The sequence below is a fragment of the Dorea sp. 210702-DFI.3.125 genome (assembly GCF_020560945.1).
GTDB lineage: Bacteria > Bacillota > Clostridia > Lachnospirales > Lachnospiraceae > Dorea > Dorea formicigenerans.
The window spans coordinates 1-14,393 of sequence record NZ_JAJCNF010000011.1 but is presented as its reverse complement, the minus strand read 5'-3'; the positions used below and the strand labels follow the sequence as shown (position 1 = coordinate 14,393).

The 14,393-nt window shown below is 42.0% G+C and carries 11 protein-coding genes; all 11 read left to right on the top strand.

The window, feature by feature from the left end:
- Window positions 1-7: 7 nt before the first annotated feature.
- The gene (locus tag LI164_RS06970) at window positions 8-1,933 is read left to right on the top strand and encodes a penicillin-binding protein 2 (protein WP_118000125.1); all 1,926 of its coding nucleotides are present in this window, start codon (window positions 8-10) and stop codon (window positions 1,931-1,933) included.
- A 101-nt stretch (window positions 1,934-2,034) separates the two neighbouring features.
- Window positions 2,035-3,768, top strand: coding sequence for a penicillin-binding transpeptidase domain-containing protein (locus LI164_RS06965; protein WP_044911800.1), 1,734 nt, complete (start codon window positions 2,035-2,037; stop codon window positions 3,766-3,768).
- Window positions 3,769-3,802: 34 nt separating this feature from the next.
- A complete protein-coding gene (gene mraY, locus LI164_RS06960) occupies window positions 3,803-4,759 on the top strand; it encodes a phospho-N-acetylmuramoyl-pentapeptide-transferase (RefSeq protein ID WP_040015341.1) in 957 nt (318 codons plus the stop codon).
- A gap of 113 nt (window positions 4,760-4,872) precedes the next feature.
- Window positions 4,873-6,225, top strand: a complete 1,353-nt coding sequence (gene murD / locus LI164_RS06955; protein ID WP_117657090.1) for a UDP-N-acetylmuramoyl-L-alanine--D-glutamate ligase — start codon at window positions 4,873-4,875, stop codon at window positions 6,223-6,225.
- A 23-nt stretch (window positions 6,226-6,248) separates the two neighbouring features.
- Window positions 6,249-7,349 (top strand): FtsW/RodA/SpoVE family cell cycle protein, encoded by a 1,101-nt coding sequence (locus LI164_RS06950; protein ID WP_117657186.1) that lies wholly within the window; start codon window positions 6,249-6,251, stop codon window positions 7,347-7,349.
- 13 nt (window positions 7,350-7,362) lie between these two features.
- Window positions 7,363-8,166 (top strand): cell division protein FtsQ/DivIB, encoded by an 804-nt coding sequence (locus tag LI164_RS06945; protein ID WP_117657089.1) that lies wholly within the window; start codon window positions 7,363-7,365, stop codon window positions 8,164-8,166.
- 117 nt (window positions 8,167-8,283) lie between these two features.
- Window positions 8,284-9,528: a cell division protein FtsZ gene (gene ftsZ, locus LI164_RS06940; protein WP_005331622.1), complete on the top strand. Its 1,245-nt coding sequence runs from the start codon at window positions 8,284-8,286 to the stop codon at window positions 9,526-9,528.
- Between the two features lie 444 nt (window positions 9,529-9,972).
- Entirely contained in the window at window positions 9,973-10,749 is a 777-nt protein-coding gene (locus LI164_RS06935) for a sigma-E processing peptidase SpoIIGA (protein ID WP_117657088.1), read from the top strand.
- A gap of 154 nt (window positions 10,750-10,903) precedes the next feature.
- Window positions 10,904-11,644 (top strand): RNA polymerase sporulation sigma factor SigE, encoded by a 741-nt coding sequence (sigE, locus tag LI164_RS06930; protein ID WP_117657087.1) that lies wholly within the window; start codon window positions 10,904-10,906, stop codon window positions 11,642-11,644.
- Between the two features lie 37 nt (window positions 11,645-11,681).
- The gene (locus LI164_RS06925) at window positions 11,682-13,289 is read left to right on the top strand and encodes an MBL fold metallo-hydrolase RNA specificity domain-containing protein (RefSeq protein WP_005331618.1); all 1,608 of its coding nucleotides are present in this window, start codon (window positions 11,682-11,684) and stop codon (window positions 13,287-13,289) included.
- A 193-nt stretch (window positions 13,290-13,482) separates the two neighbouring features.
- Window positions 13,483-14,262 (top strand): RNA polymerase sporulation sigma factor SigG, encoded by a 780-nt coding sequence (gene sigG / locus LI164_RS06920; RefSeq protein ID WP_022279784.1) that lies wholly within the window; start codon window positions 13,483-13,485, stop codon window positions 14,260-14,262.
- Window positions 14,263-14,393 lie beyond the last annotated feature (131 nt).

The following is a 14,393-nucleotide window of genomic DNA, read 5'->3' as shown; positions in this document are numbered from 1 at the left end:
TGATAGAATGGCAAGAAGACCAAGAAAAAACAAATTTCGAAAAAAATTTACAAAACTTATGCAAAAAAAGCTAGTATTACTCTTCGCGGGGATTGTACTGGCTTTTGCTTTATTGGTAGGAAGAATTACTTATATCAATGCTTTTAACGGGGATAAATATTCTAAAATCGTGCTGGATCAGCAACAGTATCAGAGTAGAACGATTCCATTTAAACGAGGTGATATTGTAGACCGGAATGGCACGAAGCTTGCAACAAGCCAGCGAGTATACAATGTGATTCTGGATGCAAAGGTCATGAACAGTGATGAAAAATATGTTGACCCGACAATTCAGGTGTTGGCAGACTGTTTTGGACTTGATAAAAGTGACGTGGAAGATCAAGTGGAGGAGAATCCGAACAGCCGTTATCTGATTATGAAAAAGGGTGTCAGTTATGAAAAAGCTCAGGAGTTCGAAAAGATAGATGAGGATGATGAGAATTATCCGAATGTCAATGGAATCTGGCTGGAAGAGGATTATGTGAGAACATATCCGTATAATACACTGGCCAGTGATGTGATTGGCTTTACCGTGTCTGGAAATGTGGGAAGTAATGGAATCGAGGCTTCTTATAATTCCATTTTAAATGGTACAGATGGCAGAGAATATGGATATCTGAGCGAAGATTCATCTTATGAAAAGACAGTGAAGGAAGCCCAGAACGGAGATACGGTTGTGTCAACAATTGATCTTCAGGTACAGAGTGTAGTGGAAAAATATATTACACAGTTCAACGAGGAGAACCGTTCCGGTACGACACTTGGAAGTAAGAACACGGCAGTTATGGTTATGAATCCGCAAAATGGAGAGATTCTTGCGGAGGCATCTTATCCGAATTATGATCTCAACAATCCACGTGATCTGACAAAACTACACACAGAAGAAGAACTGGCAGCACTGTCTGATGAGGAGAAAGTCAAAGAACTGAATTCACTTTGGAATAATTTCTGCATCAGCAGTGGATATGAGCCAGGTTCCACATTTAAACCGTTTACCATATCGGAAGGTCTGGATCTTGGAGTGCTGACCGGAGATGAAAGTTATGTCTGCAATGGTGTTCTTCACGTAGGAGACCATGATATTCACTGTAGTAACCGTGATGGACATGGAACACAGTCATTAAAAGTAGCTTTGGAAAATTCCTGTAATGTTGCACTGATGCAGATCGGTTCAGCAATAGGAAAAGAGCAGTTTGTAAGATATCAGCAGTTGTTTGGATTTGGACAGTCTACTGGAATTGATCTTCCGGGAGAAGCAGCAGGACTTTTATACTCACTAGAGGATATGGATTCCTCTACGCTGGCTACCAACGCGTTTGGACAGAACTTTAATGTTACAATGACTCAGCTTGCAGCATCGTTTTGTTCACTGATCAACGGCGGAAATTACTATGAGCCACATGTGGTAAAGCAGATTCAAGATGAAAATGGAAATGTGACGGAAAATAAAGATCCGGTTCTTGTAAGACATACCATTTCTAAGGAGACGAGTGATATTATCAAAGATTATATGCTTGGAGTTGTGGAAGAAGGAACAGCTAAGACTGCGGCAGTAGAAGGTTATGACGTTGGAGGTAAGACTGGAACTGCGGAAAAACTGCCAAGAGGAAATGGAAAGTATCTAGTCTCTTTTATTGGATATGCACCACAGGAAAATCCACAGGTCATGGTCTACGTTGTGATTGACGAGCCAAATGTGGATAATCAGGCAAACAGTAAACTGGCAACGACAATGGCATCTCAGATTATGACAGAGATATTGCCGTATCTCGGAGTAGAAAAATCTGCAGATGCTAAGGCAGCAGATGCAAAATCATCTGATAGCAGTGCGAGCAGTGACAGCAGTGGTGATACACCAGATGACATGGCAACAGAGTCCGGTGACGGAGAATAGATATATTTGAAAATTAACAGGAAAAATTAAATATGAAAATGAATAACCTCGGAAGTGTCCTAATAAATTGATAAAAACAGCGCTTCTGAGGTTTTTTTGTATTGAGAAATAAAACATATAATAAAAGGAAAATTATGATTGTGTTTTTAGCGGCACTTTTGATGATTTTGGGTCTGATAGGACGAATGGTCTATCTGATGGTTTTTGATGCGGAGTATTATCAGAAAAAGGCGGAAGATCTTCACGAGCGGGAACGAAAGATTAAGGCAGCCAGAGGAGAAATTATCGATACGAATGGTACAGTGCTGGCAACAAACCGGACGGTGTGTACAATTTCGGTCATACATAGCCAGATTAAGGAACCAGAGGTGGTGATAAAAAAACTGAGCAAATGTCTGGGCATGGAGGAAGCGGAAGTTAGAAAGCGGGTGGAGAAGGTGTCTTCCATGGAACGGATTAAGACGAATGTTGATAAGGAGACAGGGGATAAGATACGGGAAATGGAACTTGCCGGAGTGAAAGTGGATGAAGATTTTAAACGGTACTATCCGTATAATGAGCTTGCTTCGAAGGTGATTGGATTTACCGGTGGTGATAATCAGGGAATCATCGGACTGGAAGTGAGATACGAAGATTACCTAAAGGGGAGTAACGGCAGGATTCTGACAACGACAGATGCAAGAGGTATTGAACTGGAGGGTGTAGCTGAAGACCGGGTAGAACCGGTGGCAGGCAAGACACTTCAAATCAGTATGGACTATAATATTCAGATGTACGCCCAACAGATGGCAGAAAAAGTCATGGAAGAAAAACAGGCGGATAAGGTTGCGATTCTTCTTATGAATCCACAAAACGGAGAAATCCTTGCCATGGTAAATGTACCGGAATTTGATCTGAACGAACCATTTACGTTGAATCAGGATCAGGAAATTTCAGAAAAATCAAAAGAAGCTTTGAATCAGATGTGGAGAAATGGATGCATCAATGATACATATGAGCCGGGTTCCACTTTTAAAATTATTACAGCGTCAGCCTGTCTGGAAGAAAGGGTGGTATCTCTTTCAGATACATTTTCCTGTCCGGGCTACCGGATCGTGGAAGACCGGAAAATCCGGTGTCACAAAGTAGGGGGACATGGAGCTGAAACATTTGTACAAGGGATACAGAATTCCTGTAATCCGGTATTTATTGACATTGGACTGAGATTGGGAACAGGACGATTCTGTGATTATTTTGAACAGTTCGGGCTTCTTGGGAAGACGGGAGTAGATCTTCCGGGGGAAGCAGCAACGATTATGCATAAGGAAGAAAATATTGGTCAGGTGGAGCTTGCGACCATGAGTTTCGGTCAGTCCTTTCAAGTGACACCGATTCAGATGGCAGCGACCGTGAGTGCTCTGGTCAATGGGGGAAAGCGCGTGACACCACATTTTGGAGTCCGGATACTGGACAAAGATAAAGAGACAGTACGGGAATTAAAATATGACGATGGAAAGCAAATCGTGTCGGAAGAAACTTCCAGGACAATGCAGGCATTGCTGGAAAGTGTTGTGTCAGAGGGATCCGGGAAAAATGCAAAGATCGAAGGATACCATATTGGTGGAAAGACAGCTACGTCTCAGACACTTCCAAGAAGTGCGAATAAGTATATTTCTTCTTTTATAGGGTTTGCACCGGCTGCCAATCCGCAGATTCTCGGCATGTGTGTCATTTATAACCCACAGGGTGTATACTACGGGGGGACCATCGCAGCTCCGGTGATCCGGGATATATTTGACAACATATTCCCGTATCTTGGCATTGAAAAAGACGTCGAAATGCAGTATACTAACTAAAGCAAAATGAACAAAAGAAATGAAGAGGTGTGTTATGGATTATACGATATTTTTACCGGTGATTATTGCATTTGCACTGAGTGCGGTTATGGGGCCTTTGATCATTCCGGTGCTGAGAAGACTGAAAATGGATCAGACAGAACGCGAGGATGGTGTGAAGTCTCATTTGAAAAAAGCAGGAACTCCGACTATGGGAGGAGTTATGATCCTGCTTAGTGTTGTGATCACATCCGTATTTTATATTAAAGACTATCCGAAGATTATCCCAATCTTGTTTCTGACACTTGGATTCGGTCTGATTGGATTTTTAGACGATTATCTGAAAGTTGTTATGAAACGTTCTGATGGTTTATATCCAAAGCAGAAAATGGCACTTCAGATTGTAGTGACAGCAATTTTTGCGTTTTATATGGTAAAGTACAGTGGAGTTTCTCTTGCAATGCTGATTCCGTTCTCTGGTGGAAAGTATCTGGATATCGGCTGGCTTGCGATTCCTTTGATGTTCTTTGTCGTGATTGGTACTGTTAACGGAACAAATTTTACAGATGGTCTGGATGGTCTTGCTTCAAGCGTGACTGTTCTGGTAGCAACATTTTTTACAGTTGTTGCAGTTGGAACAAAGAGTGGAATTGAGCCGATTACATGTGCAGTTGTAGGTGCATTGCTTGGGTTTTTATTGTTTAATGTGTATCCGGCAAGTGTGTTTATGGGAGATACAGGATCTCTGGCACTGGGCGGTTTTGTTGCGTCCGCAGCTTATATGCTCCAGATGCCGATTTTTATTGTGATTGTCGGACTCATTTATCTGGTAGAAGTATTATCTGTTATGATTCAGGTAACTTATTTTAAAAAGACAGGTGGAAAGAGATTTTTCAAAATGGCTCCGATTCATCATCATTTTGAATTATGTGGCTGGTCAGAAACAAGAGTCGTCGCTGTATTTTCCATTATTACAGCACTTCTGTGCCTGATCGCACTGATGGCCATGTAATGATGCCAAATCTCAAAAGTCCGAAGCACGAAGCCGAGGCATTACGTGAAGTAGAGAGAAAATATGAAAATACCGAATCGCGAGATTGGGTATGAATGCAGGAGGAAGATAAAATGGTAGTAGCAGGAAAGAAAGTGCTGGTATTCGGTTCTGGAATCAGTGGAATCGGGGCAGTGAAATTACTGGAAGAGAATGGAGCGGATGTGGTGCTCTATGACGGAAATGAAAAACTGACTGAAGCAGACGTGCGCGCAAAGCTTCAGGAAGGAAGCAAAGCCCGGATCATAATCGGTGCTTTTCCAGAGGAACTTCCAAATACGCTGGATCTGGTGATCTTAAGTCCGGGTGTACCGACAGATCTTCCGATTATTTTAAAGATGAAAGAAAAAGAGATTCCGGTTATCGGAGAAGTGGAACTTGCATATACATTTGGTAAGGGAGACGTACTTGCAATTACCGGAACGAATGGCAAGACGACAACAACAACACTTCTCGGTGAGATCATGAAGGCTTACCAGGATGATGTGTTCGTAGTTGGAAATATCGGGAATCCCTATACTATTGCAGCAGATCTTATGACAGAGCATTCCATTGCCGTGGCAGAGATGAGTAGTTTTCAGCTAGAGAGTATCGTGTCATTCCGCCCAAATGTAAGTGCGATTCTGAATTATACACCGGATCATTTGAACCGGCATCATACGATGGAAGCTTATATTGCTGCTAAGGAGAATATTGCAAGAAATCAGACAGAAGACGATTATTGTGTTCTGAACTATGAAGAGCCGGTTATGCGTAAATTCGCAGAGACATTAAAGTGTCATGTTCTGTTCTTCAGCAGTCAGCATAAGCTGGAAAAAGGTATTTATCTGGATAACGATAAAATTATTTACAAGAATCCGGATGAAGTCGAAGTCTGCCATGTTGACGAACTTCAGATTTTAGGAACGCACAATTATGAAAATGTTATGGCAGCTGTATGCATGGCAGCTGTTTATGGCGTTCCGATGGAGACAATCAGGAAGGCAATTCTTGCATTTAAAGGAGTCGCACATCGTATAGAATATGTGGCTGAGAAAAACGGAGTTGTTTATTACAATGATTCTAAAGGAACGAATCCGGATGCCGCAATTAAGGCAATCCAGGCAATGCGCCGGCCGACAATCCTGTTAGGCGGGGGATACGACAAGGATTCCGAGTATACAGAGTGGATTAACAGTTTTGATGGAAAAGTCAAGAAACTGATCCTGATGGGTGCGACAAAAGAAAAGATTGCGAGAGACTGTGAAAAATGTGATTTTCATGATTATGTGTATGTGGACACATTTGAAGAAGCTATGAATCTTGCAGTGGAGATGGCAGAGCCGGGAGATGCAGTGCTTCTGTCTCCGGCGTGTGCAAGCTGGGGCATGTTCCCGAATTATGAAGTACGTGGAGATAAATTTAAAGAGATTGTAAATTCCTTATAAGGAGTGCGAATGGATTGACACGTATGGCAGCAAGAGGCAGATACGATTATACGCTCCTGACAGTACTGGGAATTCTGGTGCTGTCAGGTCTTATCATTCTGTATAGTACAAGTGCGTATAATGGGGAAGTGAAATTCTGTGACAGTTCCTATTATCTGAAAAAGCAGGTATTTGCGACTTGTCTTGGTTTTCTGGCAATGTTTTTTACTGCACAGCTTGATTATCACAGATTGAAGAACATAGCGTGGCTTTGTTACCTTGTGGCGCTGCTTCTGTCGATTGCTGTCATATTTGTGGGCAGGGAGTATAATGGTTCCAAGCGCTGGCTTGCACTTGGTCCACTGTCATTTCAACCATCGGAATTTGCAAAGGTTGCGGTTATTTTATTTCTGGCTTCTTACGTCACACGCAATGTGAAAAAAATGTACCGTATGCGGACATTGATAAAAATCATGATAGTCGTGCTGCCGATAGTAGGATTGGTCGGAGCCAGTAACTTGAGCACAGCAATCATTATTCTGAGTATAGCAGTCGTCTTGATTTTTGTGGCGAGTCCAAAGTACGGGCAGTTTATTTTTCTGGGAGCGGCCGGGGCAGGATTTATGGGAATCTTTCTTGCTTTGGAGAGCTACCGGCTGGAACGGCTTGCAGTCTGGAAGAATCCGGAAGCTTATGAAAAGGGATATCAGACTCTGCAGGGATTGTATGCAATTGGGAGTGGAGGATTATTTGGAAGAGGGCTGGGACAGAGTATTCAAAAACTTGGCTTTGTACCGGAAGCCCAAAATGATATGATTTTTTCCATCATTTGTGAAGAACTTGGATTATTTGGCGCATGTTTTATTCTGATGCTTTTTCTGCTTCTGATCTGGCGTTTTTTTGTCATTGCAACGCAGGCAAAAGATCTGTTTGGAGCATTGATTGCTTCCGGGGCAATGGCACATATGATGATTCAGGTCATCTTAAATATTGCGGTCGTGACCAATACGATCCCCAATACTGGAATTACGTTGCCATTCATTAGTTATGGCGGAACTTCAGTTGTATTTTTACTGGTAGAAATGGGGCTTGTACTAAGCGTCTCGAAAAATGGAAGTTACTGTGAAGAGGAGATTACAGAATAAGGAGCAGGGGTGAATGAAAAGGGAAGAATACCTGGACGACTATCAAGATCATGCAGAAAGACGTCCGAAAAAGAAAAAAAAGAAGAAAAAACGAAAACATAGAGTTTATGCTTTTTTTGTATTGCTCTTTGCCTTTTTAATTCTTGTACTTGGAATTTTTATTTTGTTTCATGTCCAGAAAGTAGAAGTGAAGGGAAATGATTATTGTAGTACAGAAGAAATTGTAAAATCTGTTCAGAACGATAAATATTCGGTCAATGGGCTGTATGTGCTTGCAAAATATAAACTCGGTTATGGAAAACAGCCGGACTGTTTTGAAAGTATTAAGGTAAGTCTTAAAAATCCGTGGACGCTTAAGATTACAGTTCAGGAGAAGGAAAGAATCGGATATGTAATGGATTCAGATGGAAAGTATTACTATTTTGACCAGGATGGTATGGTCGTAGATGTAGAGGAAGCACCGGTAGATGGAATTCCGCTTGTAGACGGTATAGATCCGGACGAACTTAAGCTTTACCATAAATTGAAAAAGAAAAGTTCGATTATCTATCAGGAGATACTGGAAGCTACCAGAGAGATGAAAAAGTACGAGTTGTCTGTCACAAAGATTATGTGTCGTTCTGACAGAATTTATGTGTACATCGGGAATGTATGTGTGAGCCTTGGAAATGATGTCACTTCCGTGAAAGTTGCGCAGATTCCTAAGATTCTTGAAAAGCTGGAAGGAAAAGAAGGAACGCTTCATCTGGAAAATTTTTCTGATGAGAGTGACACAGCGACTTTTGATATTGGAGTTTTTCCGGAAGATGCAGGATAAAACAAAAAAAATTGAAAAAGTCATGAAATTCTATTGATATTTTGGACAAAAGTCTATATTATAGAAATATATATGGGTGTATAATGTATAATAAGGATAACAAAGGAGGAGAAACCCTTGCTAGAAATTAAAACCAACGAGTCAGAAGCAGCGGCTAAGATCATAGTTGTAGGAGTCGGCGGTGGCGGTAACAACGCTGTGAACCGAATGATCGACGAGCAGATTGCCGGTGTGGAATTTATTGCAATTAATACAGATAAACAGGCACTTCAGTTAAGTAAGGCTCCGACACTTTTACAGATCGGAGATAAGATCACCAAAGGTCTTGGTGCGGGAGCAAGACCGGAGATTGGTGAGAAAGCTGCAGAGGAAAGTTCCGAAGAGATTGCAGCAGCATTAAAAGGAGCAGACATGGTCTTCGTTACCTGTGGTATGGGTGGCGGAACAGGAACAGGAGCTACACCGGTTGTAGCACGTATTGCCAAGGAACAGGGTTCCCTGACAGTCGGAGTTGTAACAAAACCGTTCCGTTTTGAGTCCAAGACACGTATGAACAATGCTCTTGCAGGAATTGAAAAATTAAAAGAAAGTGTAGACACACTGATCGTCATTCCAAATGATAAGCTTCTTGAGGTTGTTGATAGACGTACAACTATGCCGGAAGCACTTAAGAAGGCTGATGAGGTGTTACAGCAGGGTATTCAGGGTATCACAGACCTGATCAATGTACCATCCTTGATCAACCTGGACTTTGCAGATGTTCAGACTGTTATGACAGACAAGGGAATCGCACATATCGGTATCGGTATGGGACGCGGTGACGATAAAGCGCTTGAGGCAGTAAAACAGGCAGTTGCCAGTCCTCTTCTGGAGACAACAATTGCCGGAGCTTCTCATGTTATCATCAATGTATCCGGAGATATCACTCTTATGGATGCATCAGATGCAGCTGAGTATGTTCAGGATCTTGCCGGAGAAGATGCGAATATTATCTTTGGTGCAATGTATGATGATTCCAAGGCTGATGAGGCTACAATCACAGTTATCGCAACAGGACTTCACAATGTAGGAGGTACAGCTTCCAAATTAAAATCCAGACTGGAGAGCCAGCGCCCGGCAGCAAATGTGGGGCATACGGCTACACATACAGGACATGCTTCTGCATATGACAGACAGCCGGTTCGCCAGCAGGCAGCTCCAAAGCTTGATATGAGTATGGGATCTGTGAACAGAACAGTGGAAGAGCCGGAAGTTCCTAGAAGAACAGTTGGAGGAACATCACCTTCCATGGAGACACCGAGAACTCCGACAAGTCGTGTAAAAGAGCAGTCTATCAAGATTCCGGATTTCTTTAAAAAATAGGAATTCATATTAGAATACAAGATTGAATGAATAAAAGAGTCAAAGAAACGAATAAGTTTCTTTGACTCTTTTTGTATATAATAGGAAATTGCATTTCCTATTATATACAAAAAGCCTCCGGCAGGATGCGCACTGCGGCGTACAATGATGATGTCGCAAACGATTGCCGCAGGCGCCAGAATATGCCAAGGCACATTCTTTATTCATCATTGTAAAAATACATCGACAAAAAATTCGTTCATTTGTGGTAAATACATGAATTATGTCATATAAAATTACATGGCGAAAAAACATGGAAAAAGAAAGGATAATGCGTAAAATCCTGTCGTAATAAACTGAATTGTTTCTTTCATTATCTGACAAAATCTACGTGTGGTCACACGTATAATAAAATCACTCAAAAGTACAAAATCGATTGCGTATACAAGAGGAAGAAGGTGGAACATGCACTATGAGCTGTACATAGATCTGTTTTTTCTTATTAATTTTCTGATGGATTATTTCCTGTTATTAATGGTAGGAAAGATGCTTAAGTGCCGGATCAGACGTCTGCGAATTATTGCGGGAGCAATGGTCGGTGCGTTTCTGACTTGCATATTTGTGGTATTTTTGCGAGGAAAGATATGGAGGCTTGTGTTGTTTCACGGAGTCATGAATATGTGTCTGTTGAAAACAGGACTTGGGATAAAAGAAAAGCGTACTCTGATAAAAGCATGGATATTGCTGTATGTCAGTGCATTTTTGCTGGGCGGAATACTGAATGTATTTCAGCCATACGTTCGTGGAGGTGCAGTGTTTTTAATACTTGCATTTGCAGGATATCATCTTTGTCTTGGAATATGGGATTTGCTGGCTTATTTTCATAAAAATATGGCTGGCTCCTGTAGAGCCAGGCTGTATCAAAACGGAAGAGAATGTGAGATTTATGCCATTATCGACACTGGAAACAGGTTGCGGGATTCGTTGACGGGAAGACCGGTTCATGTAATTACAGGAGAGATAGCCGAAAAACTTGGCTGCACAGATTTTTCAAGTAAACGTGTAATCACCTATCAGAGTATTGGAAAGGAAAATGGTACGATGCCGATCTTTATGCTGGATTGTTTGTGTTGTCAGTGTGAAAAGGAAGAAAAATGGGTGGAAAAACCACTTGTGGCAGTCAGTGAGAGACAGAAGCTTTCCAATGTATATGACATGATCTTGAATCCTGATGATTTATAGCAGGCAGAAGAATAAATCGGACATTGAAAAATGTATTTATAGTCATTGTCGAAGTAAATAGTGGATTTAATATGGAAAGACATCTGTGAAAATGGAAGCTATGAAATGACTGATAAGTAAATAAAAAAGTTAATTTGTAAATGGAGGAATAGATATGTTAATGAAAGCAGTTATGCCCAAAAAGTTTCAGTTAAACGTAATTCCGGATTTTCGGACATTTTTATTTCCGGACGGAGGAGAGATACACTATATCGGAGGGTCAGACATTTTGCCTGCACCGTTAGAAGCAGATGATGAGGCGAGAGCAATCGGTTATCTGGGAAGTGCACATGACGAAGAGGCGAGGAAACTTCTGATAGAACATAATTTGCGCCTGGTCGTTTATATAGCGAAAAAATTTGATAATACTGGTATCGGAGTGGAAGATCTTATTTCCATCGGAACAATTGGATTGATTAAGGCAATTAATACATTTAACCCGATGAAAAATATAAAACTTGCGACCTATGCTTCCCGCTGTATTGAAAACGAGATTTTAATGTATCTGCGACGTAATAATAAAACGAAACTGGAAGTGTCGATCGATGAGCCGTTGAATGTGGACTGGGATGGAAATGAACTCTTGCTGTCAGATATTCTGGGCACGGAGGAGGATACGATTTATAAGGATCTGGAGCAGGAGGCAGAGAGGAAGATTCTGATAAAAGCACTGAATCTGTTGTCAGCAAGAGAACGTTCCATCATACAGATGCGCTTTGGTATCGGAACTGTGGACGGGGAGGAAAAGACGCAAAAAGAGGTGGCAGATCTGCTGGGGATTTCCCAGTCCTACATATCCAGACTTGAGAAAAAAATTATGGTGCGCCTGAGAAAAGAAATGGTGAAGTATTCCTGAAAAAGTGGTAGAATGAAAATAAAAAGGGGATACGTGTATGAAGCTTACTTTTATAGGAGCGGACCACGAAGTGACAGGCAGCTGCCACCTTGTTGAGGCCTGCGGAAAGAACATTCTGGTAGACTGCGGTATGGAGCAGGGGCCAGATCTTTACGAGAACCAGGAAATCCCGGTTGCATCGGGAGATATAGATTATATTCTCCTGACGCATGCACATATCGATCACTCCGGAAAGATTCCGATGCTCTGCAAACAGGGATTTCATGGAGAAATCGTAACAACATTTGCCACATCAGATCTGTGTAATATCATGCTGCGTGACAGTGCCCATATTCAAGAGTTTGAGGCGGAATGGCGGAATCGTAAAGCAAGGCGAAGCGGCGGACCGGAATATGAGCCGCTCTATACAATGGCGGATGCCGATGCAGCGATCAAATTGCTGGCACCGTGTGATTATGATCAAAGAATTACACTGTGTGACGGAATAGATATTCGTTTTACGGATGTAGGGCATCTTCTTGGCTCTGCGGCAATCGAGATGTGGATCACAGAGGGAGACATTTCCAAAAAGATCGTATTTTCCGGAGATGTGGGAAATCTGGATCAGCCGATTATCAAGGATCCAAAGAAAGTGACAGAAGCAGATTATATTTTGATTGAATCTACATATGGAGACCGGGTGCATGGGGATGTAAGACCGGATTATGTCGGAGAGTTTACAAGAATTTTAAAGGAGACTTTTGACCGCGGAGGGAATGTGGTTGTTCCATCCTTTGCAGTGGGACGTACACAGGAACTTCTGTATTTTATCCGTGAGATCAAGGAGAAAAACTTGCTGCCGGACTATCCGAATTTCGAGGTTTATGTGGATAGCCCGTTGGCAATTGAAGCAACGAACGTATTTAATAAGAATGTAAAATCCTGTTTTGACGAGGATGCACTTGCGATTATTGAGAAAGGAATCAATCCACTTGTTTTTCCGGGCTTAAAAACAACGATTACAAGTGATGAGTCCCGGATGATCAATTTTGATACAAAACCGAAGGTTATCTTATCGGCATCAGGAATGTGTGAGGCAGGACGAATCCGCCACCATTTGAAGCACAATCTGTGGAAAAAAGAAAGTACGATCTGTTTTGTAGGATATCAGGCGGTAGGAACACTGGGGCGAAAGCTGATTGAGGGTGCGGAATGCGTCAAGCTTTTTGGTGAGACAGTCGAAGTCAATGCGAAGATCGAAAGTCTGAAAGGTATCAGCGGACATGCAGACCGGAACGGACTTTTAGACTGGCTGTCAGGATTTGAGAACACACCGCAGCATGTATTCGTAGTTCATGGTGAAGATCAGGTTACGGATACATTTGCAGAAGCAATTACGGAAAAGTTTGGCTGGCCGGCCATGGCACCGTATTCTGGAGGATGTGTGGATCTTGCTACAGGTGAAATCCTGTCCGTTGGAATTAAAGAACCGAAAAAGGCAGTGGAAAAACCAGCACAGATCCGTAAGCAGAATGCATTTTACAGAGTGGTCGCAGCGGCAAAGAGGCTGCTTGATGTGGTATATAAGAATGAAGGACTTGCAAACAAAGAACTGATGAAGTTCGAGAATCAGATTAATAATCTGGCAGACAAGTGGGACAGATAAGAGTGTCAGATTTGGCAAAATAATCAGACCTATAAAGTGGTTTGCATGGCTGGCGGGATAAGATGATGCCGGACGTGTGATGTCAAGGGGCAAAAATTTTTTAATTTCATGACACTTACGAATAAGTAACCTGCATATGGAGAGAATTTCTACTAGACGTAATCAGAAAACATCTGGCAGGAGGTTCGAAAAAATGCAGGGAAAAGTTGAAATATGTGGTGTGAATACGGCAAAGCTTCCTATCCTGAAAGAAGAGGAGAAGGAAGCTTTGTTTGCGCGTATTAAAGCGGGAGACGATGAGGCAAAAGAGGAATATATCAAAGGAAATTTAAGACTGGTTCTAAGTGTGATCAAACGATTTCATTCCAGTAATGAAAACCCTGATGACTTATTTCAGATTGGTTGTATCGGGCTGATTAAGGCAATCAATAATTTTAATACGGAGCTGGACGTCAAATTCAGTACTTATGCAGTGCCTATGATCATTGGAGAAATTCGGCGTTACATGCGGGATAACAGCAGTATACGAGTCAGCCGTTCCCTTCGTGATACCGCATACAAAGCAATTTATGCGAAAGAAAATTATGTGAAACAGAATATGCGAGAGCCTACAGTTCAGGAAATTGCACAGGAGATTGGAATAGCCAAGGAGGACATTGTCTATGCGCTAGATGCCATTCAGGCACCTATGAGCCTCCAGGAGCCAGTGTACAGTGACGGAGGCGACGCACTTTACGTGATGGATCAGATCAGCGATCACAAGAATAAAGAAGAAAAATGGGTCGAAAGCCTGTCGCTACAGGCTGCCATGGAACATTTAAACGAACGGGAAAGATACATTATTTCCCTTCGCTTTTTTGACGGGAGAACCCAGATGGAAGTGGCAAGAGATGTGGGAATCAGCCAGGCACAAGTAAGCCGCCTGGAAAAAAACGCACTTCGCATAATGAGGCAGTATTTGGTGGAAAGTTAAAAAGGGACAGGTGTGAGAGGCACTAAAGCCCGTAAAAACGTAGGTGGGGTTAAAAAAGGGACAGGTTAAAGTCCAATTGGGGACGGGGTTTTTTTGAAAACAATGTCATTAAGTTAAGGATTTTAGTAGTG

Coding starts and splice junctions, on each gene's coding strand:
- LI164_RS06970 (WP_118000125.1), top strand. CDS start 8: ATGGCAAGAAGACCAAGAAAAAACAAATTTCGAAAAAAATTTACAAAA.
- mraY (WP_040015341.1), top strand. CDS start 3,803: ATGGATTATACGATATTTTTACCGGTGATTATTGCATTTGCACTGAGT.
- murD (WP_117657090.1), top strand. CDS start 4,873: ATGGTAGTAGCAGGAAAGAAAGTGCTGGTATTCGGTTCTGGAATCAGT.
- LI164_RS06950 (WP_117657186.1), top strand. CDS start 6,249: ATGGCAGCAAGAGGCAGATACGATTATACGCTCCTGACAGTACTGGGA.
- LI164_RS06945 (WP_117657089.1), top strand. CDS start 7,363: ATGAAAAGGGAAGAATACCTGGACGACTATCAAGATCATGCAGAAAGA.
- LI164_RS06935 (WP_117657088.1), top strand. CDS start 9,973: ATGCACTATGAGCTGTACATAGATCTGTTTTTTCTTATTAATTTTCTG.
- sigE (WP_117657087.1), top strand. CDS start 10,904: ATGTTAATGAAAGCAGTTATGCCCAAAAAGTTTCAGTTAAACGTAATT.
- LI164_RS06925 (WP_005331618.1), top strand. CDS start 11,682: ATGAAGCTTACTTTTATAGGAGCGGACCACGAAGTGACAGGCAGCTGC.
- sigG (WP_022279784.1), top strand. CDS start 13,483: ATGCAGGGAAAAGTTGAAATATGTGGTGTGAATACGGCAAAGCTTCCT.